Origin of the sequence: Planctomonas deserti (genome assembly GCF_003067705.1) — a bacterium.
Taxonomy (GTDB): domain Bacteria; phylum Actinomycetota; class Actinomycetes; order Actinomycetales; family Microbacteriaceae; genus Planctomonas; species Planctomonas deserti.
The window spans coordinates 929,461-950,078 of record NZ_QANL01000001.1 but is presented as its reverse complement, the minus strand read 5'-3'; the positions used below and the strand labels follow the sequence as shown (position 1 = coordinate 950,078).

The window sequence follows — 20,618 nt, the reverse complement described above, 5'->3', positions numbered from 1 at the left end:
GGGATCGCGGGCGGTCAGGCGAGACGCGCGGCCGCCGCCTCCGCGTCCGCCACGACCGAAGCGAGGCCGGTGCCCGCGATCCAGGCGCCGCTCACCTCGAGCCCCGGCTGCTGCGCCACCTCGGCCCGGACCGCGGCCACTCGCGCCCGCTGTCCGCGCGCGGCGAAGGGCACGGTGTTCGTCCATCGCGTGCGGGCGAACCCGGTGACCTGGCCGTCGTCGAGCGGCACGCCGAGCAGGGCGGAGGCGTCCGCGATCGCCACCCGACGCAGCGCCTCGTCGGAGAGCCGCGGCATGACCTCGCCCGCCCGCCCGTAGGACAGGCGCATCACGTGCTTCCCGCCCGCCGACTCGCCCAGCCACCGCCACTTCGCGGTCATGTGGGTGAGTGCCTTCGCGCGCACGCCCGGGGTTCCGGGCGCGACGAGCACCCCGGTGCCGCGCGGGGCGGCGTCGAGGCCGGCCCGGGCGGCGGAGCCGTCGGGCGCGTCGACGACGAGCGTGACCAGCTCGACGGAGGACGCGGCGGGCCAGCCGTCCAGGATGCGGCTCGGGATGGCGGCGCCGAAGATGCAGATGAGCTCGGCGACCGGAACGGCGACGAGCACGCGGCCGGGTTCGAAGGACCGGCCGTCGCCAAGGTCGACGTGCCACTGGTCGCTGGAGACGGCGCCGTCGAGGTCGCGCCGCCGCTCGATCCGGCTCACCGGCGCGTTCGTGAGGATGCGCACGCCCCGCCGCAGGGCGTCGTCCCTCAGCACGGCGGTCAGGCGGTGCATGCCGCCGGCGATGCCCGCGACCGCGGAACCGGCGGGGGCGAGCGAGCGCAGGCGCCTCACGGAGGCGGCGAGCGAGCCCTCAGTCGCAACGCCCGCCAGCAGTCCCGGCGCGACGACGTCCGCGTCCACGTCGTCCGGATGCGCCGAGTGCACGCCCGCCACGACCGGGGCGACCAGGCGGTCGAGCACCCGCCGGCCCATTCGCGCGCGCACCAGCTCACCCAGCGACGACGCCCTGGCCCCGACGGACGCCGGCAGCACGAGGTCGAGGGCCGCCCGCGCCGCGCCCGCCCAGCCGAGCGTCTCGCGCAGCGCCGGGTCCCGGGGGTCGCCCGGGATGCCGAGCAGCCCCGTGCGGGGCAGCGGGATGGCCTGCCCGGGCAGCTGCACCCAGGCGCCCGCGGGATCGGGCAGCACGACGTCCGACGCGAGCCCGAGCTCGTTCAGGAGCGCGCTCACCGTGCCGCGCCGGGTCGCGAAGCTCTCCGCGCCGACGTCGACCGTCAGTCCGTCGACCGTCGCCGCCGCCACAGTGCCGCCGACCTCTGCGCCGGCCTCCAGCAGCACGACGCTCCTGCCGTCCCGGGCGAGGGCCCGCGCGGCGACCAGCCCGGCGACACCGCCCCCCACCACGACGACGTCGACGATCTCGGGCGCGCGCTCCGCCCGCGGATGCTCGTCCGGGAGCGGGTCCCCGGTCGTCGGCTGGTCGGTCATGAGATCAGGCGCGCCCGTGCACGAACTCGACGATGCGGCTGAGGACGTCGGGGTCGGTCTCCGGTGGAACGCCGTGGCCGAGGTTGAGCACGTGGGCGGGCGCGGACCGGCCGCGCTCGAGGACGTCGGTGACGTGGCGCTCGAGCACCGGCCACGGCGCGGAGAGCAGCGCGGGGTCGATGTTGCCCTGCACCGGCGTGGCGCCGCCGAGGCGCCTCGACGCCTCGTCGAGCGGGATGCGCCAATCCACGCCCACCGCGTCGACGCCCACGTCGCGCATGGCGGCGAGGAGCTCGCCCGTGCCGACACCGAAGTGCACGAGGGGGACGGTCACGGGATCGACGCCGCCGGCCGGCGTCGCTGTCAGGCCACGGACGGGGTCCAGGGCGCGAGCGGAGGCGGGCGCCACCCGGTCGCGGTAGTCGAGGAGCGAGAGGCCGCCGGCCCAGGAGTCGAACAGCTGGGCGGCGCTTGCGCCGGCGAGCACCTGGGCCCGGAGGAAGGTGCCGGTCACCTCGGCGCACCAGGCGAGCAGGGCGTCCCAGGCGTCGGGGTCGGAGTGCATGAGCCCACGGGCGGCGAGGTGGTCCTTGGACGGCCCGCCCTCGACGAGGTAGGCGGCCAGGGTGAAGGGTGCCCCGGCGAAGCCGATGAGCGGGGTGCTGCCGAGCACGGCGACCGTGCGCTGAACGGCAGCCGTGATGGGCGCGAGCGTGTCGGGATCGAGCGGCGGCAGGGCGGCGACGTCGGCCGCCGTGCGCACCGGGTGCTCGAGCACCGGACCCCTGCCGGGCACGATGTCGACGCCGACACCGGCGAGGCGCAGGGGGATGACGATGTCGCTGAAGAAGATGGCCGCGTCGACGCCGTGCCTGCGCACCGGCTGCAGGGTGATCTCGCTGGCCATCTCCGGGTCGAGGCAGGCGTCCAGCATCCGGGTTCCCACGCGCAGCTCGCGGTACTCCGGCAGCGAGCGGCCGGCCTGGCGCATGAACCAGACGGGGGTGCGGTCGGACCGGACCCCGTGGTAGGCGCGGACGAGGGGTGAGGATGCGGTGCGGCCGTCCGAGAGCGGGTGCGAGGCGGGAAGCAGGTGCGTGTCGGGGAGCGCGGGAATCACCGCCACATTGTCCCACCCGGCGCTGAGCGCCTCGTGCGCGCGCCCCTCCCGGCGACGGTGGAGACTTCCGGCATGACCGATACGACCGCCTCCGCCCCGTCCCTCACCGCCGTCGCCCTGGTGTGCAGCCTGAAGCCGTCCCCCGAGCAGTCGAGCACTCAGCTGCTGGCCGAGCAGCTGCTCACCGAGCTCGCCTCGCACGGGGTGTCCACCTCCTCGGTGCGCGTCGTCGACTACGACGTGCGACCGGGCGTCCTCGACGACATGGGCGACGGGGACCAGTGGCCTGAGCTGCGCCGCCGGGTCCTCGACGCGGACATCCTCGTGATGGCGACCCCGACCTGGGTCGGCCACATGTCGAGCGTGGCGCACCGGGTGCTCGAGCGGCTGGACAACGAGCTGTCGGTGACGGACGACCAGGGCCGCCCCGGCCTGTACGACCGGGTGGCGGTCGCCGCCATCGTGGGCAACGAGGACGGCGCCCACCAGATCACCGCGGAGCTGTTCCAGGCCCTCAACGACCTCGGCTTCACCGTCCCCGCCCAGGGCGCCACCTACTGGAACGGGGAGGCGATGCAGGCCGTCGACTACAAGGACCTCGAGTCGACCCCGGAGAAGGTCGCGTCGGCCACGAAGGCGGTCGCGGCCAACGCCGTGCACGTCGCCCGCCTGCTTCGAGAGCACCCTCTCCCCGCCTCCTCCTGAGGACTAGCATGGGCCTCGTCATCCCGCCGTTCACGTCCGGGAGGTGTGGGCATGGTCCAGGTTCGAGTCATCGGCATCGCGGTCGACCCGGGCGCGCAGCCGCTCATCCTGCTGAAGCCGCTCACCGACGAGGCGGGCGGCGGGCGCATGCTGCCGATCTGGATCGGGCCGCAGGAGGCCACCTCGATCTTCATCGCCATCGAGGGCGCCGAGGCGCCGAGGCCGCTGGCGCACGACCTCATGAAGAGCCTGCTCGAGGCGCTGGACGCGCGGGTCGAGCGCGTGGACGTCACGCGCATCGAGGAGGGCACCTTCTACGCGGAGATCACGTTGCAGACGCCGACGGGAACCCGCGTCCTCGACTCCCGGCCCTCGGACGCCATCGCCCTCGCGGCCCGGGTCGACGCGCCGATCTGGGTCGCGGACGACGTGCTCGAGGACGCGGGAATCCCGGACGAGGCCGTGGAGGGGCGGGACCGGGAGGCGGCGGACGCCGAAGCCGCGGCCGAGGAGGCCAAGCTGGACGAGTTCAAGCGGTTCCTCGACGAGGTCGACCCGGAGGACTTCCAGGGCTGACGGACGCCCGAAAGCGGCTGGGCCCGTGTCCTCCCCCCTAGCCGGGGTGCCCAGGGGGATCCGAAAAGGCCGGATGGACCCCCTCAGCAGGGTCGAGTGGTTCTCAGGGAGTTTCCGTAGACTCTCGGGGTGCTTGTGTGTCTAACGGCGAGTCATCGCAACGCCCCCTTCGAGCTTCTCGAGAAGCTGTCCACGGGCGCGTCTACCGTTGCCGAGACCCTCGTGCGCGACAAGGACGCGGTCACGGGGGCCGTCGTGCTCGCCACCTGCAACCGCTTCGAGGCCTACCTCGACGTCGACGAGCCCCGCGTGAGCGACCGCTCGGCCGGCGTCGACGCCGTGCTCGAGGTCGTCAGCGAGTCCTCCGGGATTCCCACCGCTGAGCTGCGGGACCGGGTCACCGTGCTCGGCGGTGACGACGTGGTCGAGCACCTGTTCGCCGTGTCGTCCGGGCTCGAGTCCGTCGTGGTCGGCGAGGGCGAGATCGCGGGCCAGGTGCGCCGCGCGCTCGAGAAGGCCCGCACCGAGGGCACCACGAGCAGCGACCTGGAGCGCCTGTTCCAGACCGCATCGCACACGTCCCGCGGCGTGAAGACCCGCACCGGCCTCGGCAGCGCCGGCCGGTCGATGGTGCGCCTCGCCCTCGACCTCGCCGAGAGCCGCCTCGCCGACTGGGCCGATCTCAAGGTCCTGCTCGTCGGCACGGGCGCCTACGCGGGCGCGAGCCTGAAGGCGCTGCGCGATCGCGGCGTGGGCGACGTCACCGTCTACTCCCCCTCCGGGCGCGCGCACCGCTTCGCGACCCGTGAGGGCGTCGACGCCGTGATGGCCGACGGCTACCTCGCCGCCATCGCCGAGTCCGACCTCATCGTCACCTGCAGCACGTCCCCCGACTACGTGCTCACCGCGGAGCAGATCGCGGAGAGCCGGCAGCTGCGTGCGGACGCGACGTCGCGCCAGATGGTCATCGACCTCGGCCTCCCCCGCAACGTCGACCCGGCCATTACGGGCACGCGCGGCGTCCAGCTGCTCGACCTCGAGACCATCTCCCTGCACGCTCCGCTTACCGAGCTGAACGCGGCGGACGACGCCCGGCAGATCGTCGACGCCGCGGCCGAGGAGTTCCGCGCCGCGAACGCGGAGGAGGCCGTGAAGCCCGCCGTTGTCGCGCTGCGCAGCCACCTCTTCGGCATCCTCGACGCGGAGATCGAGCGGGCGAGGTCCCGCGGCGACTCGAGCGACCGGACCGAGGCGGCGCTGCGCCACCTCGTCGGCGTGCTCGTGCACAGCCCGTCCGTGCGCGCCCGGGAGCTGGCGCGGTCCGGCGACGGCGACCGGTTCGTCGACGCCGTCAACACGCTGTTCGGGCTGGATGCCCCCTCCGTGGCCGAAGCCCCGGCCGCCCCTGTGCGCCGCATCGGCGAAGAGGGCGCCGCCTCGTGAAGCCGCGTTTCCTGAGGGGCCGCCGCATCGCGACGCCCCTCGTGCTGCGGGAGCCCATCCGCACCGAGCGCCTGATCCTGCGCCCCTACACCGCCGCCGACCTCGACGACTACGCCGCGATCCAGGGCGACGAAGAGGTCGTGCGCTACATGCTCTGGCCGCTGCGGAACCGCGAGGAGTCGGCGAAGCACCTCGCCAAGCGACGCAGGCAGAAGCGACTGGAGCAGAACGGCGACTTCCTCGGGCTCGCCATCGAGCTGCCCAGCGCCCCCAGCCTGAACCCGCGCCCGGAGAGCGGCCGCGTGATCGGGGACGCATCCCTGCTGCTGCGGAGCGTCGGTAACCGGCAGGCCGAGATCGGCTGGGTGCTGCACCCGGACTTCGGCGGCAAGGGCTACGCGACCGAGGCCAGCCGGGCGATGCTCGACCTCGCCTTCGGCCGGCTCGGCGCCCATCGCGTCGTCGCGCAGCTCGACGCCCGCAACACGGCGTCCGCTGCCATGGCCGAGCGCCTGGGGATGCGGCGCGAGGCCCTGTTCCGGCACGACATGTGGTTCAAGGGAGCCTGGGGCGACAGCCTGTATTACGCCATACTCGATGAGGAGTGGGCGGCCAATCCGCTGTCGGCACGCTGATTCCTAAGGGGGACCACCTCATGGGCTTCACCGAGCAACCGTTGCGCGCCGTCGAGGTGCGCGGTCCCCTGATGACCGAGCGCCTGGCGCTGCGGCCGTTCGAGACGGACGACCTCGCGGACGTCGTGCTCTACGAGGCTTCGACCGAGATCGCCGAGTGCACGCTGCGGGAGCCGCGCAGCCCGGACGAGGCCGCCCGGGCGCTGGCCGAGCGCATCCGCAACGTCCGGTTGGAGCGTTCGGGCGACCGCCTCGATCTCGCCATCGACCTTCCCGGCATCGGCGACGGGCTCTCCGGCGTGATCGGCGAGATCACGCTCGAGCTTCTGGACCGGCAGGATCGCCAGGGCAGGTTGTCCTGCGTCGTGCGCCCCGACGCGAACGGCGAGGGCTATGGCCTCGAGGCCGCGAGCCGGGTGCTCGAGGTCGCGTTCACGGAGGTGGGCCTGCACCGGGTCACCGCCCGCTTCGACTCGCGCTGCACGGGTGCGGCCGCGCTCGCCACGCGCCTGGGGATGCGGCACGAGGGGCGGCTCGTGCACGACCTGAGGGTCGGCGAGCGCTGGGTGGACACGGACATCTTCGGCATCCTCGATGTCGAATGGGCGGCGAGGAAGAGCATCGACGGACTATGACCGAAAGCATGACGGCACGACCCATCACCCAGCGCCCGATCCGGGTCGTGGCGCTCGCGCTCGTGCGCGACCGGCGGGTGCTCATGGTGGTCGCCCGCGGCCGGGACGTGCTGTACCTGCCCGGCGGCAAGATCGACCCGGGCGAGTCCGCCCGCAAGGCGCTGCTGCGGGAGTGCCGCGAGGAGCTCGGCGTCGAGCTGGATGAGACCACCGTCGAGGACATGTTCACCGTCCTCGTGCAGGCGCACGGCGAGCCCGACGGTCGCCTGGTCAGCATGACGGTGTACCGGGCGGAGACGCCGGACGAGCCACGCGCATCGGGCGAGATCGACTCCCTGCACTGGGTGACCTCGGCGGACGCCTACCGCTGCCCGCCTGCCGGCGTGGACACGCTGGAGCGCCTCCGGGACCTCGACCTCATCGACTGACTGGACCGAGCGTCCCTTCGACAAGCCCAGGGACCGTGACGGGACCCGCCCGCTCAGCCCCACGGTCGCTGAGCCTGTCGAAGCGACGCAACGCCTCCCCCGTCGTGTTACCCCGCCCTACGGTCGCTGAGCCTGTCGAAGCGACGCAACACCCGCACCGTCCCTTCGACGAGCTCAGGGACCGTCACGGAACGCGCCCGCTCAGCCCTACGGTCGCTGAGCCTGTTGAAGCGACGCGAGGTGACTGCCGACCCTTCGACAGGCTCAGGGACCGGAACGGGTTCGGAGGGTGCGCCCGTCGCTACATCGGGGTGCCGAGGTCGTGCTTGGTGAACGAGCCGCCGAGGCGCGTCGTCTCCGGGTCGTCGACCGGCTCCTCGCTCTCGTCGACCTCGCCGGCGAACTGCTCGGCATCCTCCTCGGGGTAGAAGCCGATCGCGTGCCCCGCCTCCGCGCTCGCGGTGCGCCGCGTGTTCTTCGAGATGCCCCAGACGATGTGGTGCCCGGGCTCCGCCAGCGCGCCCGCCGCCTCGACCAGCCGCGCCATGTCCGACGGGGCGAGCCAGGTGTACAGGCCGAGGGCACCGCTCGGCCGCTCGCCGAAGTTCGCGATGCGGGCGGAGACGATGCTCATGCCGAAGCGGTCGACGTACAGGCTGCCGAGCGCCTCCATGGCGGCCTTGCTCACCCCGTAGTAGGTGTCCGGACGCGGCAGGAGCACGGCCGTGCGGCCCGCGTCGGCGAGGGTGTGGAAACCGACGGCGTGGATCGAGCTGGCGAGCAGGACGCGGGTCACCCCGGCTCGGTGGGCGGACTCGAGCACGTTGCGCGTGTCGGTGATGTTGACCTCGTCGATGTCCTCCCAGGCCTGCTCGTTCGGGATGCCGCCCAGGTGCACGACCAGATCGGCACCCTGGAACACCCGCTCGAGGACGTCGGTATCCGCGAGGTCGGCGGTCGTCCACTCCTCGCCCGGTCCGGTCGGGTTCTCGGGCTCGACGACGTCCATCAGGCGGAGGGTGCGGCCCTCCGCGGCGAGCAGGGGCCGCAGGGCCGAGCCGATGGTGCCGGCCGCGCCGGTGATGACGACAGTGTTCATGGAAAGACGCTACGCGCGGCGCCCCGCACGTGCCCCGGCCGTCGGACCGGGCATTCACCCGACGCAACTAAGCAGATCCCCCGGGCCGCCCGACGCAATTCAGCAGATCCCCCGCCCACCCGACGCAGTTCAGCAGATCCCCCGACCCACCCGACGCAACCCAGCAAATCCCCCGACCGACGCGACGCGACTCAGCAGATCCTCACCGACACGCCGCCACCGGGGTGGCTCAGGCGGCGTGTCGAGCGGGATCTGCTGAATTGCGTTCAGGTCGGACGGTTCGCGGGCCGGATCTGCTGAATTGCGTCGAGGGATCGGCCGCACCGCGACCAGACCAAGCGGCCGCGAACCGCACGAGCGACCCCGAGCCGCCTTGAGCCACCCCAGCACCCCGGCAGCACCCGGCACCCACGCTCACCAGATGCGGACGCGCTCCTCCTCGGGCAGCCACAGCGCGTCCGACTCGGTCACGTCGAACGCGGCGTAGAACTCGTCGATGTTGCGCACGATCTGGTTGCAGCGGAACTCGTTCGGCGAGTGCGGATCGATGGCGAGCAGCCGCCGGGCCTCCTCGTCGCGGATCTTCAGTTGCCAGGCCTGCGCCCAGGAGAGGAAGAAGCGCTGCGCGCCGGTCAGCCCGTCGATCACCGGCGGCTCCTGGCCGTCGAGCGAGATGAGGTAGGCCTTCCACGCGATGGAGAGGCCGCCGAGGTCGCCGATGTTCTCGCCGATCGTGAGAGCGCCGTTGACCTTGCTGTCCGGCACCTGGGCGGGCGCGAGCGCGTTGAACTGCTCGATGAGCGATGCGGTGCGCTCCTCGAACGCCGCGCGGTCCTCCTCGGTCCACCAGTCGGTGAGGCGGCCGTCGCCGTCGTACTTGGAGCCCTGGTCGTCGAAGCCGTGGCCGATCTCGTGCCCGATGACCGCCCCGATGCCGCCGTAGTTCGCCGCGTCGTCCCGCGTCACGTCGAAGAACGGGAACTGCAGGATCGCCGCGGGGAAGACGATCTCGTTGAAGCCGGGGTTGTAGTACGCGTTCACGGTCTGCGGCGTCATGAACCACTCGTCGCGGTCGAGGGGCTGACCGATCTTCGCCAGCTCGCGCCGGAACTCGAACTCCGCGGCCGCGCGTGCGTTGCCGACGAGGTCCGTCGGGTCCACCTCGAGCGCGCTGTAGTCGCGCCACTTCACCGGGTAGCCGATCTTCGGCGTGAAGCGCTCGAGCTTCTCGAGCGCCCGTGCGCGGGTCTCGTCCGTCATCCAGTCCAGCGACTCGATGGATGCGCGGTATGCCTTCACCAGGTTCTCGACGAGCACGTCCATGCTCTGCTTGGCGGCGGGCGGGAAGTGCCGCTCCACGTAGATGCGACCGACGGCCTCACCCATCGCGCCCTCCACAAGCGAGACGCCGCGCTTCCAGCGGGCGCGCTGCACGGGCGTTCCGGTGAGCGTTCGCCCGTAGAAGTCGAAGTTCGCCTCCACGAACGGCGCGGACAGCAGGGACGCGTTCGAGCGGATGACCTGCCACTCCAGCCAGTGCTTCCACGCGGTCAGGCGCTCCTCCGAGAGCAGCCGGCCGAGACCGCTGAGGAAGCTCGGCTCCCGCAGCACCACCTCGTCGAACGCGCCGGCCGGCACGCTGAGCGCAGCTAGCCAGGAGTCGAGCAGCGTGGGCGCGGCCGTGGTCGAGCCGTGCAGGGCCGCTCCGGCGAGCGCGGCGACGTCGGTCCAGGGCAGCAGGTTGTAGGTCGCCTCGCTGTCCCGGGTCTTCACGTTGTCCCAGTGGTGCGACGCGATAGCCGTCTCGAGGTCGAACACGAGCGCCGCCCGCGCACCGGGATCGGAGAGGCCGGCGAGGCCGAACATCTTCTCCAGGAAGGAGCGGTACGCCGTGCGGATGGGCGCGAACTTCTCCTCGCGGTAGTACGACTCGTCGGGCAGGCCGATTCCGCCCTGGTCGAGCTGCACGATGTAACGCTCGGGGTTGCCGGGGTCGTTGTCCACGAACACGCCGAGGAAGCCGCTGACGTTCGCCCGCTCCAGCACGCCGAGGGTCGAGAGCAGCTCCGGGATGCTGCCCACCGCGCCGGCCTGCGCCAGCTGGTCCTGGATGGGTGTTGCGCCGAGGGCGTCGATGCGGTCCTCGTCGAGGAAGCTGGAGTACAGGTCGCCGACCTTGCGCTGCTCTGTGCCGGGCTCGGCCTCCTGCGCCTCCTCGATGATCTCGCGGACGGCCTTCTCCGCCTCCTCGGCGAGCAGGAGGAAGGAGCCGTAACGCGCCTTGTCCTCGGGGATCTCCGTGCGGGCGATCCATTTGCCGTTCACGTGCCCGAACAGGTCGTCCTGCGGTCGCACGGTCTCGTCGAGCTCGTCGGTGAGGATGCCGGATGTCAGGGGGGCTTCAACGCTCATGACACCCGAGCCTAACGCCGGGGCCCGACGCGAAACATGGACGCAATGTGCGCTCCACTACGCTTCTCCGGGGCGTCACGGGGCGCCCGCGGGATCGGAGACGGATCGACATGGCGCTTGGCCCCTGGACCCTTCACGGCGACGGCAAGAACATCGACGCCAGCACCATCGTGCGGCCGGAGGAGCGCCTCACCTGGGGCCGCACCGTCGGGCTCGGCATGCAGCACGTGGTCGCGATGTTCGGCGCGACCTTTCTGGTCCCGATCCTCACGGAGTTCCCGCCGTCCACGACCCTGCTGTTCTCGGGCATCGGCACGATCCTCTTCCTGCTCATCACGCGGAACCGGCTGCCCAGCTACCTCGGCTCGTCGTTCGCGTTCATCGCGCCCATCGTCGGCGCGACCGCGGCCGAGGGCATGGGCAGCGCCCTCGCCGGCATCCTCTCGGTGGGCATCCTGCTCGCGATCATCGGCGCGATCGTCCAGCTGACCGGAACGGCCTGGATCGACGCGCTCATGCCGCCCGTGGTCGCCGGCGCGATCGTGGCGCTCATCGGCCTCAATCTCGCGCCCGCAGCGAAGAACAACTTCCAGCAGGCGCCGGTCACGGCGGTCATCACGCTCGCCGCCGTCATCCTCTCCACCGTGCTGTTCCGCGGACTTCTCGCGCGGCTCTCGATCGTGATCGGCGTCGTCGTGGGCTACGTGTTCGCGGTGCTCGTGGGCGAGGTGACGTTCGACGCGGTCGGCGACGCGGCCTGGGTCGGCCTGCCCACCTTCACGACCCCCGAGTTCGGCCCGGGCTTCTGGACGATCCTCCCGGCGTTCCTCCCCGTCGTGCTCGTGCTCGTGGCCGAGAACGTCGGTCACATCCGCGGCGTCGCCCAGCTGACCGACCCGAGCGTCAACAGGCTCACGGGCCGCGCCCTGCTCGCAGACGGCCTCGCGACCACGATCGCCGGGCTCGGCGGCGGTTCGGGCACCACGACGTACGGCGAGAACATCGGCGTCATGGCGGCGACCCGCGTCTACTCGACGGCCGCGTACTGGGTGGCCGGCGTGTTCGCCGTGCTGCTCGGCCTCTCCCCCAAGGTCGGCGCCGTCATCAACACGATCCCGGCGGGCGTGCTCGGCGGGGTGACCACGGCGCTGTACGGCCTGATCGGCATCATCGGCGTGAAGATCTGGCTCGACAACCGCGTCGACTTCTCCCGCCCGGTGAACCAGCTGACGGCCGCCACCGCGCTCATCATCGGCATCGCGGACTTCACGTTCAACGCGGGGACGCTCTCCTTCAACGGCATCGCCCTGGGCACGATCGCGGCCATCGTGATCTATCACGTGATGAGCGCGATCGCGCGAGCCCGCGGCACCCTCTAGCCTCGTTCCCGTGCGTCGCGGACGATCCGCGGCGCCCGGTGAATACTGGGACCGGGGGACCGGGATGGCTAACGAAGCACCACCGTGGCACACGGTCGTCGCCGCGTCCCCCGCTGCCCGGAACCAACCCGTGCGGCTGCACCGGTTGCTCGGCTGGCTGCTCGCCGCCGGGGTCCTCGTGCTGCTCGGCGTGACCGTGCTCGGCGTGCAGGCGGCACGCCAGCTCGCGGAGGACGAGGCCGTGAACGAGGCGACGCGCACGGCGAGCCTCATCGGCACGGCGGTGATCCAGCCGGTGCTGACCGACGGCGTGGTCACAGGGGACCCGGCAGCTTTGCGAGCGGTCGACGGCGCGGTCCGGGATCGGGTGCTCGACGACTCCGCCAGGGTGCGGGTCAAGATCTGGGATCACGACGGCACGATCGTCTACTCTGACGAGCCACGGCTGATCGGACAGCGGTTCGAGCTCGATAAGGAGGAGCTGGAGGCGCTGGAGGGCACGGCGGTGGACGCGGAGGTCTCCGATCTACGGGCCCCCGAGAACCGATACGAGCGTGAGCGCGAGACGCTGCTCGAGGCCTACAGCGGCATCGCCACGCCCGACGGGGACCGGCTGCTGTTCGAGATCTACTTCCGCTACGACGACGTCGTGCAGCGCAGCGGACAGCTGTGGCAGGGGTTTGCCGTCATCACCCTCGGCAGCATCCTGCTCATCCTCGCGCTGCTCGCCCCTCTGCTGTGGCAGATGCTCCGCGCGCTCGACCGGGCGCGGGAGCAGCGCGAGAGACTCCTGCAGCAGGCGCTGGATTCCTCGTCCGATGAGCGCCGCCGGATCGCCGCAACCCTGCACGACGGGGTCGTGCAGGAGCTTACGGGCGCGTCCTTCTCGATCGCCGCGTCCGCCGCCCAGGCGCGAAGCCGAGGCGAGACGGAGGTCGCCACCGTCCTCAGCGACGCGGCCGGGACCGTTCGCAGCAGCATCGGCGGCCTGCGGAGCCTGCTGGTCGACATCTATCCGCCGACCCTCTCCTCCGAGGGCATCCAGGCGGCGCTGAACGACCTGACGGCCCCGCTGCGCGCCCGCGGCGTCACGGTCGATCTCGACGTCGACACGACCGTCGCTTTGGACGGGCCCGTCGAGCGGCTCGTCTTCCGGGTCGCCCAGGAGTGTCTGCAGAACGTCGCGAAGCACTCGCAGGCGTCCTCGGTGCGGGTGCGCCTGCGATCGGATGCGGCCGGGCTCGAGCTCTCGATCGAGGACGACGGCGTCGGGTTCGACGCGGAGCAACGGCTTCGGCTCCCCCGCGAGGGCCACTTCGGGCTGCGCCTCCTCCGCGACCTCGTCGCCGACGGCGGCGGGGAGCTTCAGGTCAGCAGTGCCCCCGGCGTGGGAACGCGCTGGCGGCTGCGCCGGGAGCTGCCGTGATCCGCGTGCTGCTCGTCGACGACCACCCGCTCGTGCGCGCGGGTCTCGCCGGCCTGCTCGCCGCTGAGGGCTTCGAGGTCGTTGCCCAGGCGTCGAACGGCGTGGAGGCCCTGGCGGCGGCGCGGGAGAGCGAGCCCGACGTCGTGCTCATGGACCTGTCGATGCCCGAGATGGGCGGGGTGGAGGCCACGCGGCGCCTGCTGGCCGAGCGCCCGTTCACCCGGGTGATCGTGCTCACGTCGTTCCACCAGGAGGCGCGGGTCATGGAGGCGCTGCGGGCGGGAGCGGTCGGTTTCCTCCTGAAGGACTCGGACCCGGCGGACGTCGTGGCGGCCGTCCGCTCCGCCGCGAAGGGCAATTCGCCCGTCGATCCCCGCGTCGCCGGGTATCTGCTGCCCGGCACGGCGAGCCAGGGCGGCGGCCTGAGCCCGCGCGAGGAGCAGGTGCTTCGCCTGGTGGCCGAGGGGATGTCGAACAAGCAGATCGGCGCGTCCCTCGGCATCGCGGAGCGCACCGTGAAGGTGCACCTGGGGAGCGTGTTCCGTCGCATCGGCGTCGAGGACCGCACGAGCGCGGCGCTCTGGGCCCGCGACAACCTCGCCTAGCAGGCGCCATCCGACGCATCCGCTCGCGCCAGGGCCCCGCACCCGGGCCGTCACGGCCGGGTACTAGTACCAAGGTCCGATTGTCGCTGTTCGCGCGGCACAGGAGAGTGAAGAGGCGCCGGCGGGGGGTCGGCGCCTCAGCACAGGAAGGCTCCACCCATGGCACTCGCACCCGCACTCTCCCGGCTCGCCCGGGCCGCACTCGTCGCCACCGTCGTCTTCGGCTCGGTCGCGGTCGCGGCCCCCGCCCACGCGTCGGGCAAGACCTCGGAGGGCGGCAACTACGCCGTCACCGTCGGCGGGAAGACCTACGACCCCGCGCCGGGAAGGGACGTGAAGGTCGCCGACCTCGCCGCCTCGGGCATCATCACGGTGCGGGGCGTGAACAACCGCTTCACCATCGACACCGCGACCCTCGGGGTCTACAACTACACGCTCACCGGCGCGCCGGACACGCAGCGCATGGTCACCCAGCCGACCGTGGTCTTCGCCTCCAAGGTGCCGACGCTCACGCCGGCCCAGCGTGCGGGAACCCGCGTCAAGAGCCTCGAGGTGCGGGACGGCACCCTCGCGATCATCTTCACCACGGGCGCGGGCAAGCTGAAGATCCAGGCGAAGGACGGCGCACAGGGCGGCATCTTCCAGATGGAGACCGAGTTCGCCGGACCCGTCGAGTTCACCCACACCCTCGGCGCCGGGCTCTTCTACTTCGTCAACCCCTTCACGGGGAAGATCAACTTCGGCTCGGGCGTGAACGCCGTCAGTGCCAGCCAGGACCCGGTGAACTACCACCAGATGTTGCTCGGCAAGGACAGCCCGCAGGTCGCGACGAAGACCTTCCAGAGCGCGACCGTCACGAAGTGGCTCGTCGAGTCCGGCGGCCGGATGGGCGGCGTCCTCGGTGAGGACGCGATCGAGCTCTCCGCCGGCGCCACCAACTGCACGAGCCAGTGCCAGGCCCAGAACCAGATCCGTGGCTCCGTTCCGGTGCCGCCGAACCCGACGGACCCGACTCCGATCGGCGCATAAGACCCTTGGGAAGGGGAGCGAGGGCCGGCACTCGGGTGCCGGCCCTCGTGCTGTCCGCGGTTGCCCTACTCGAACCAGCCGGCCGCGTGGCGGTCGGTGGGCAGGAAGGTGCGCTCGACGGTCGGCATCGCCCAGCGCACCCCGTTGGCGAGCACCTTGCGCACCTCGGGGTTGTGGTAGACGGGGAACTCCTGGTCACCGGGCGAGAAGTAGAACAGCCGCCCGAGTCCACGACGGTACGTCACGCCCGAGCGGAAGATCTCGCCGCCCGAGAACGAGCTGATGAACAGCAGCTCGTCGGGCACCGGGATGTCGAAGTACTCGCCGTACATCTCCTGCTCGGGGATGATGATCGGGCTGCGCACGCCCTGGGTGATGGGGTGCGTGGGTGCGACGGTCCAGACCAGCTCCCGCTCGCCGTCATTGCGCCACTTGAGCGAGCAGGAGGTGCCGAGCAGCCGCTTGAAGATCTTCGAGAAGTGTCCGGAGTGCAGCACGATAATGCCCATGCCCTCGATGACGTGCCGGTGCACGCGCTCGACGACCTCCTCCGACACCTGATCGTGGGCGATGTGGCCCCACCAGAGGAGCACGTCGGTCTGCGCGAGCACCTCCTCGCTGAGCCCGTGCTCCGGCTCGGCGAGCGTCGCCGTCGTCACCTCGACGTCGTCGCCGAGCTGCTCGCGGAGCCCGTCGGCGATCACGACGTGGATGCCCTCGGGGTAGTGCGCGAGCACGCGCTCATCCCCCCGGGTCTCGTGGACGAACTCGTTCCAGACCGTGACCCTCATGCCACTGACACCTCTCTGCCCTCGCGGGCCGACTCGTAGACCGCGTCGAGCACGCGGCTGCGGTGCAGCGCGTAGTCGCCGAAGCTCGTGCTCCACTCGCCCGACCGGATGGTGGCGAGGAACTCCTCGATGACCGTCTGGTGGTGCCCGGCGGGCACGTGAACGGTGGGCGTGATCGTGACGGGCTCGCCCTCGAGGTCGGCGTAGAGCCGCAGCGTGTCGTCGGTCGCGTAGTTCTCGACGAACAGGCGGGCGCCACCGGTGCTGCCGAGGAGCTCGATCGCGATGTCGTCGTCGTCCTTCGTGTAGCCGGCCCAGGACGCCTCCAGCTGCAGGCTCCCGCCGCTGTCGAGCCGCAGGAGCGCGCTCGCGAAGTCCTCGACCTCGAACAGGTGCCCGGTGCCGGTGGTCTTCGTTCCCTCCCGGCCGCCGCGACCGTGCTTGCCGAGCTCGCTGTAGGCGACGGCGCTCACGCTCGTGACCCTCGGCTCGCCGAGCAGGTACAGCGCGATGTCGAGCACGTGCGAACCGAGGTCGACGAGCGGTCCGCCGCCCGCGAGCGCCTTGCTCGTGAACCAGGACCCGAGGCCGGGGATGCCGCGGCGCCGTGTCCAGCTCGCGCGCGCGTGGTAGACGGAGCCGAGCGGCCCGGACTCGAGGTACCGGGCGAGGTACTGCACGTCGGCGCGGCGGCGGTGGTTGTAGGCGATCTCGAGCACGCGGTTCGCCGCGCGGGCCGCATCCACCATCTCCGCGGCGAGCGCACCCGTCGGGGCGAGCGGCTTCTCGCAGAACACGTGCTTGCCCGACTCGAGCGCGGCCAGCGCGATGGGGTGGTGGAGGAAGTTCGGGGTGCCGATCGACACGATGTCGAGGTCGTCCCGCGCGACGAGGTCCTCCCAGTCGGCGTACAGGTCCGGCACGCCGCGGGTCTCGCCCAGCATCGCAAGGCGCTCGCTCTCCTGGCCGGCGAGCGCGACGACCTCGACGCCGGGCAGCGCCGTGTAGGCGTCGAGGTGCGTCGTGCCGGCGAATCCGAGACCGACGACGCCGGCGCGCAGCACACGCGCGGGGTCCGCCCCCTCCGCGGAGTCGGATCGGGACGGGGTGGTGTCAGGGTCCTCGTTGGCTGATGACATGCTGCAAGCCTGGCATCATCGGACCGGGATTCCTAAGCGCGGCGGAGCACGCGTCGCCGGGCGACCCATCCCCGGCGGGGTGCGCCGACGGCACGGCGCGAGCGTCCTCGGGCGACGCGTCGCCGCCCGGGACGAGGACCGAGAGGTGGGGGCGGCATGACCGGCGGAACGGGGGCGGCCGACAGGCCGAGCCGGCGCGCCCTCGACCGGGACATCCTCGCCCTCGCGGTGCCCGCGCTCGGCGCGCTCGTGGCGGAGCCGCTGTTCCTCCTGACCGACACGGCCCTCGTCGGCCACCTCGGCGCGGTGCCGCTCGCGGGTCTCGGCATCGCGGGCGCCGTCCTGCAGTCGGTCGTCGGGCTCCTGATCTTCCTCGCCTACGCCACCACGCCCGCCGTCGCCAGACGACTGGGGGCGGGAGACCGCCCCGGGGCCATCCGCGCCGGCATCGACGGGATGTGGCTCGCCCTGATCCTCGGCGTCGTGCTCGCGCTGAGCGGCATCCCCGCCGCCCGGCCCGTGACCTCCGCGTTCGGCGGGAGCCCGGCCGTGACCGAGGCGGCCACCACGTACCTCACGATCTCCCTGGCCGGGCTTCCGGCCATGCTGCTCGTCATCGCGGCGAGCGGCCTCCTGCGCGGCCTGCAGGACACGCGCACCCCGCTCGTCGTGGCCGGCCTCGGCTTCCTCGTGAACGCGGCGCTGAACGCCGTCCTGATCTACGGCGCCGGCCTCGGCATCGCCGGCTCCGCCCTCGGCACGGTCCTGGCCCAGTGGGGCATGGCGGCCGTCTACATCGCGATCGCGCTGCGGTCGGCGCGAGCCTCGGGCGTCGGCATCGGTCCCGGGCTGTCCGGGGTCACGGGCGCGGCCGCATCCGGGGGTTGGCTGCTGCTGCGCACGGCGTCCCTCCGGGCCGCGCTCCTCGTGACGGTCTTCGCGGGTGCCGCGCTCGGAGTGCGGGAGCTCGCCGCCCTGCAGATCGCGCTCACGCTGTTCTCCACCCTGGCGTTCGTGCTCGACGCGCTGGCGATCGCCGGGCAGGCGATGATCGGCCACGGGCTCGGCGCGGCCGACGTGCCCCGGGTCACGGCCATCACGCGCCGGCTCGTGGCGTGGGGAGTGTGGGGCGGCGGCGCCCTCGGCCTGCTTCTCGCCGCCGTATCCGGCGTTCTGCCGGGCGTCTTCACGTCCGATGCCGAGGTCGCGGGTCTGCTCTCGGCGACGGTGCTCGTGATGGCGGTCGGCATCCCGCTCGCCGGGTACGTCTTCGTGCTCGACGGGGTGCTCATCGGGGCGGGCGACGGACGCTACCTCGCCTGGACCGGCCTCGTGAACCTCGCGGTCTATCTTCCGCTGCTCGCGCTCGTGTCTGCCCTCGGGCTGCGGGGAGAGCAGGCCCTCGTCGCCCTGTGGCTCGCGTTCGGCCTAGGCTACATCGGCGCCCGCGCCGCGACGCTCGGCCTCCGCGTGCAGAGCGGCGCATGGCTCGTTGCGGGCCCGGATCCGGTGCCCGGCCGGTAACGTTATCAGCGGCGCCGATCGGGGAGTCGCGCCCCACATCGCTTCGAGTTCCGCTCACCGCAGGAAGCACAGGTTTCGCCATGGCCGACACGACCGAACACCGCGCATCGACGCCGGGGGCGGACATCCCGCGCCGGCAGGCGACCGCCTGGCGCAACGCGCTGTTCGTGATCTTCTTCCTCTCCGGCATCGGCCTCGCGAGCTGGGTCTCCCGCGTGCCGGCCGTCCGGGACGCCCTCGGGGCATCGACGCTCGAAATGGGCGCCCTCATCTTCGGGCTCGCCGCCGGGTCCATCGTGGGCCTGCTCGCGTCGAGCCACATCCTGGCCCGCTTCGGCGCCAAGGTGACGATGGTCGCGTGCCTCATCGGCGGCCCGATCGGCTTCCTGCTGGCCGGCATCGGCGCGACCGTCGGCCCGTCCTTCCTGCTGATCTTCGCCGGCCTCGCCGTCTTCGGTGCCGGCAGCGGCATGTGCGACGTCGCCATGAACGTGTCCGGCGCCGCGAACGAGCGCGTGCTGGGCAGCACCGTGATGCCGCTGTACCACGCGGCATTCAGCCTTGGCACGGTGGCCGGAGCCGGTGCCGGTGCTCTCGCCGAGGGTGCGAACGTACCGATCGCCGTGCACACGGCCGTCATCGCCGCGGTGATGATCGCGGCCGCCATCGCGTCCGCCCGCTTCGTGCTGCACGAGAACGTCGCCCACGACACCAGGGACGCCCAGGGCAACCCGACGGAGAGCACGTGGCGCAGCCGCCTCGCGATCTGGCGCGACCCGCGCACGATCCTCATCGGGCTCATCATCCTCGGCATGGCGTTCGCCGAGGGGTCGGCGAACGACTGGCTCGCGCTCGCCATGGTCGACGGCCACGGGGTCGACAACACAACGGGGGCGCTCGTGTTCGGCGTGTTCGTGACCGCCATGACGGTGGGCCGGATCGCCGGCGTGCCCCTGCTCGACCGCTTCGGCCGGGTTCCGGTGCTTCGCGTCTCCGCGGTGTTCGCCGCCGTCGGCCTGCTGCTGGTGATCTTCGGTCCCGCGCCGGCGGTCGCGGTCGTCGGCGTGGTGCTCTGGGGCCTGGGCTCCGCACTCGGCTTCCCGGTGGGCATGTCGGCCGCCGCGGACGACCCGCGCACGGCGGGCGCCCGGGTGAGCGCCGTCGCCACCATCGGCTACTGCGCGTTCCTCGTCGGACCGCCCGCCATCGGCTTCCTCGGCGAGCACTTCGGTCTGCTCAACGGCCTGCTCGTCGTGCTCATCCTCGTGGCCGTCGCGGGCATCGTGTCAGGATCCGCGCGCGAGCCGGAGAAGGCGCCTCGAGCGGCCTGACCGGGTCGCGCACCGCGACGCCGCGGTCGGAACCGGCGCGCGGTCTGCCCCGGCGCGCACGGGCAGTTCCCGCGGCGGTGAAACGGACCCGGCACGATGCCCGGTTAAGCTCGTTGCCGTGCGTCTCGTCATTGCCCGCTGTTCCGTCGACTACGCAGGGCGCCTGAGCGCGCACCTGCCCCTCGCCACGCGCCTGCTGGTGCTCAAGGCCGACGGGAGCCTGCTCGTGCACTCCGACGGCGGCTCCTACAAGCCGCTCAACTGGATGAGCCCGCCCGCCGCGTTCAGCACCGTGGAGCCCGACGACGCCCAGGTCGAGGCCGGCGTCACGCAGGTGTGGCGGGTGAGCCAGGCCAAGACGGCCGACATGCTCGTCGTCTCCATCCACGAGGTCCTGCACGACAGCGAGCACGACCTCGGGGCCGACCCCGGGCTGCAGAAGGACGGCGTCGAGGCGCACCTGCAGAAGCTGCTCGCCGAGCAGATCGACCTGCTGGGCGAGGGCCACACCCTCGTACGCAGGGAGTACATGACGGCCATCGGGCCGGTCGACATTCTCGCCCGGGACGCGGAGGGCCGCTCGGTCGCGGTCGAGCTGAAGCGCCGGGGCGACATCGACGGGGTCGAACAGCTCACGCGCTACCTCGAGCTCATGAACCGCGATCCGCACCTCGCACCCGTCACGGGCGTCTTCGCAGCCCAGGAGATCAAGCCGCAGGCGCGCACGCTCGCCCAGGACCGCGGGATCCGCTGCCTCGTGCTCGACTACGACGCCATGCGCGGGCTGGACGACTCGCACCTCCGGCTGTTCTGATGCCCCGGCCCTTTTCCTGGGCGGGCGAATA

19 protein-coding genes are annotated in these 20,618 nt (G+C 72.1%); 13 read left to right on the top strand and 6 right to left on the bottom strand.

Going from position 1 to position 20,618, the window contains the following annotated elements; all coding sequences use genetic code 11:
* Positions 1-14 precede the first annotated feature (14 nt).
* Both DAI20_RS04365 and hemE read right to left on the bottom strand, forming a co-directional pair.
* Positions 15-1,496 carry a protoporphyrinogen/coproporphyrinogen oxidase gene (locus tag DAI20_RS04365; protein ID WP_108249292.1) on the bottom strand — a complete coding sequence of 494 codons (1,482 nt, stop codon included), beginning with the start codon at positions 1,494-1,496 and terminating at the stop codon, positions 15-17.
* 4 nt (positions 1,497-1,500) lie between these two features.
* A complete protein-coding gene (hemE, locus tag DAI20_RS04360; RefSeq protein WP_438501973.1) occupies positions 1,501-2,616 on the bottom strand; it encodes a uroporphyrinogen decarboxylase in 1,116 nt (371 codons plus the stop codon).
* Between the two features lie 72 nt (positions 2,617-2,688).
* On the opposite strand from hemE, the gene DAI20_RS04355 reads away from it, so the two are divergent.
* The 6 genes from DAI20_RS04355 to DAI20_RS04330 all read left to right on the top strand — a co-directional run bounded on the left by DAI20_RS04355 (position 2,689) and on the right by DAI20_RS04330 (position 7,038).
* Entirely contained in the window at positions 2,689-3,321 is a 633-nt protein-coding gene (locus tag DAI20_RS04355) for a flavodoxin family protein (protein WP_108249290.1), read from the top strand.
* A 51-nt stretch (positions 3,322-3,372) separates the two neighbouring features.
* Positions 3,373-3,897 carry a bifunctional nuclease family protein gene (locus tag DAI20_RS04350; protein ID WP_108249289.1) on the top strand — a complete coding sequence of 175 codons (525 nt, stop codon included), beginning with the start codon at positions 3,373-3,375 and terminating at the stop codon, positions 3,895-3,897.
* 129 nt (positions 3,898-4,026) lie between these two features.
* Positions 4,027-5,340, top strand: coding sequence for a glutamyl-tRNA reductase (locus DAI20_RS04345; RefSeq protein ID WP_108249288.1), 1,314 nt, complete (start codon positions 4,027-4,029; stop codon positions 5,338-5,340).
* Complete coding sequence (locus DAI20_RS04340) at positions 5,337-5,975, top strand: GNAT family N-acetyltransferase (RefSeq protein WP_240605864.1); 639 nt, start codon at positions 5,337-5,339, stop codon at positions 5,973-5,975. Before DAI20_RS04345 ends, DAI20_RS04340 begins: the two co-directional genes overlap by 4 nt.
* A gap of 20 nt (positions 5,976-5,995) precedes the next feature.
* Complete coding sequence (locus DAI20_RS04335; RefSeq protein ID WP_108249287.1) at positions 5,996-6,610, top strand: GNAT family N-acetyltransferase; 615 nt, start codon at positions 5,996-5,998, stop codon at positions 6,608-6,610.
* Between the two features lie 8 nt (positions 6,611-6,618).
* A complete protein-coding gene (locus DAI20_RS04330) occupies positions 6,619-7,038 on the top strand; it encodes an NUDIX hydrolase (protein ID WP_205781338.1) in 420 nt (139 codons plus the stop codon).
* Positions 7,039-7,339: 301 nt separating this feature from the next.
* On the opposite strand, the gene DAI20_RS04325 is transcribed toward DAI20_RS04330, so the two are convergent.
* Complete coding sequence (locus tag DAI20_RS04325) at positions 7,340-8,137, bottom strand: NAD-dependent epimerase/dehydratase family protein (RefSeq protein WP_108249286.1); 798 nt, start codon at positions 8,135-8,137, stop codon at positions 7,340-7,342.
* Positions 8,138-8,551: 414 nt separating this feature from the next.
* Positions 8,552-10,549, bottom strand: a complete 1,998-nt coding sequence (locus DAI20_RS04320; protein ID WP_108249285.1) for a M13 family metallopeptidase — start codon at positions 10,547-10,549, stop codon at positions 8,552-8,554.
* Between the two features lie 110 nt (positions 10,550-10,659).
* Between DAI20_RS04320 and DAI20_RS04315 the strand changes: the two genes are divergently transcribed.
* The 4 genes from DAI20_RS04315 to DAI20_RS04300 all read left to right on the top strand — a co-directional run bounded on the left by DAI20_RS04315 (position 10,660) and on the right by DAI20_RS04300 (position 14,988).
* Positions 10,660-11,928 (top strand): uracil-xanthine permease family protein, encoded by a 1,269-nt coding sequence (locus tag DAI20_RS04315; protein WP_108249284.1) that lies wholly within the window; start codon positions 10,660-10,662, stop codon positions 11,926-11,928.
* A 64-nt stretch (positions 11,929-11,992) separates the two neighbouring features.
* A complete protein-coding gene (locus DAI20_RS04310) occupies positions 11,993-13,354 on the top strand; it encodes a sensor histidine kinase (RefSeq protein WP_108249283.1) in 1,362 nt (453 codons plus the stop codon).
* A complete protein-coding gene (locus DAI20_RS04305; RefSeq protein ID WP_108249282.1) occupies positions 13,351-13,959 on the top strand; it encodes a response regulator in 609 nt (202 codons plus the stop codon). The genes DAI20_RS04310 and DAI20_RS04305 overlap by 4 nt, the downstream gene beginning before the upstream one ends.
* A gap of 159 nt (positions 13,960-14,118) precedes the next feature.
* Complete coding sequence (locus DAI20_RS04300) at positions 14,119-14,988, top strand: hypothetical protein (RefSeq protein WP_205781337.1); 870 nt, start codon at positions 14,119-14,121, stop codon at positions 14,986-14,988.
* A 65-nt stretch (positions 14,989-15,053) separates the two neighbouring features.
* On the opposite strand, the gene DAI20_RS04295 is transcribed toward DAI20_RS04300, so the two are convergent.
* Entirely contained in the window at positions 15,054-15,779 is a 726-nt protein-coding gene (locus tag DAI20_RS04295; protein WP_108249281.1) for a ThuA domain-containing protein, read from the bottom strand.
* On the bottom strand, positions 15,776-16,918 hold the full coding sequence (locus tag DAI20_RS04290) for a Gfo/Idh/MocA family protein (protein WP_108249280.1): 1,143 nt from the start codon (positions 16,916-16,918) through the stop codon (positions 15,776-15,778). The genes DAI20_RS04295 and DAI20_RS04290 overlap by 4 nt, the downstream gene beginning before the upstream one ends.
* Positions 16,919-17,074: 156 nt before the next feature.
* Here DAI20_RS04290 and DAI20_RS04285 point away from each other — a divergent pair, with 156 nt between their 5' ends.
* The 3 genes from DAI20_RS04285 (at position 17,075) to nucS (ending at position 20,587) form a co-directional block, all read left to right on the top strand.
* Entirely contained in the window at positions 17,075-18,442 is a 1,368-nt protein-coding gene (locus DAI20_RS04285) for an MATE family efflux transporter (RefSeq protein WP_108249279.1), read from the top strand.
* Positions 18,443-18,522: 80 nt separating this feature from the next.
* Positions 18,523-19,773, top strand: coding sequence for an MFS transporter (locus DAI20_RS04280; protein ID WP_108249278.1), 1,251 nt, complete (start codon positions 18,523-18,525; stop codon positions 19,771-19,773).
* Between the two features lie 118 nt (positions 19,774-19,891).
* The gene (gene nucS / locus DAI20_RS04275; RefSeq protein WP_108249277.1) at positions 19,892-20,587 is read left to right on the top strand and encodes an endonuclease NucS; all 696 of its coding nucleotides are present in this window, start codon (positions 19,892-19,894) and stop codon (positions 20,585-20,587) included.
* Positions 20,588-20,618 lie beyond the last annotated feature (31 nt).

Coding starts and splice junctions, on each gene's coding strand:
- DAI20_RS04365 (WP_108249292.1), bottom strand. CDS start 1,496: ATGACCGACCAGCCGACGACCGGGGACCCGCTCCCGGACGAGCATCCG.
- DAI20_RS04355 (WP_108249290.1), top strand. CDS start 2,689: ATGACCGATACGACCGCCTCCGCCCCGTCCCTCACCGCCGTCGCCCTG.
- DAI20_RS04350 (WP_108249289.1), top strand. CDS start 3,373: ATGGTCCAGGTTCGAGTCATCGGCATCGCGGTCGACCCGGGCGCGCAG.
- DAI20_RS04335 (WP_108249287.1), top strand. CDS start 5,996: ATGGGCTTCACCGAGCAACCGTTGCGCGCCGTCGAGGTGCGCGGTCCC.
- DAI20_RS04330 (WP_205781338.1), top strand. CDS start 6,619: ATGACGGCACGACCCATCACCCAGCGCCCGATCCGGGTCGTGGCGCTC.
- DAI20_RS04325 (WP_108249286.1), bottom strand. CDS start 8,137: ATGAACACTGTCGTCATCACCGGCGCGGCCGGCACCATCGGCTCGGCC.
- DAI20_RS04320 (WP_108249285.1), bottom strand. CDS start 10,549: ATGAGCGTTGAAGCCCCCCTGACATCCGGCATCCTCACCGACGAGCTC.
- DAI20_RS04315 (WP_108249284.1), top strand. CDS start 10,660: ATGGCGCTTGGCCCCTGGACCCTTCACGGCGACGGCAAGAACATCGAC.
- DAI20_RS04310 (WP_108249283.1), top strand. CDS start 11,993: ATGGCTAACGAAGCACCACCGTGGCACACGGTCGTCGCCGCGTCCCCC.
- DAI20_RS04300 (WP_205781337.1), top strand. CDS start 14,119: ATGGCACTCGCACCCGCACTCTCCCGGCTCGCCCGGGCCGCACTCGTC.
- DAI20_RS04295 (WP_108249281.1), bottom strand. CDS start 15,779: ATGAGGGTCACGGTCTGGAACGAGTTCGTCCACGAGACCCGGGGGGAT.
- DAI20_RS04290 (WP_108249280.1), bottom strand. CDS start 16,918: ATGTCATCAGCCAACGAGGACCCTGACACCACCCCGTCCCGATCCGAC.
- DAI20_RS04285 (WP_108249279.1), top strand. CDS start 17,075: ATGACCGGCGGAACGGGGGCGGCCGACAGGCCGAGCCGGCGCGCCCTC.
- DAI20_RS04280 (WP_108249278.1), top strand. CDS start 18,523: ATGGCCGACACGACCGAACACCGCGCATCGACGCCGGGGGCGGACATC.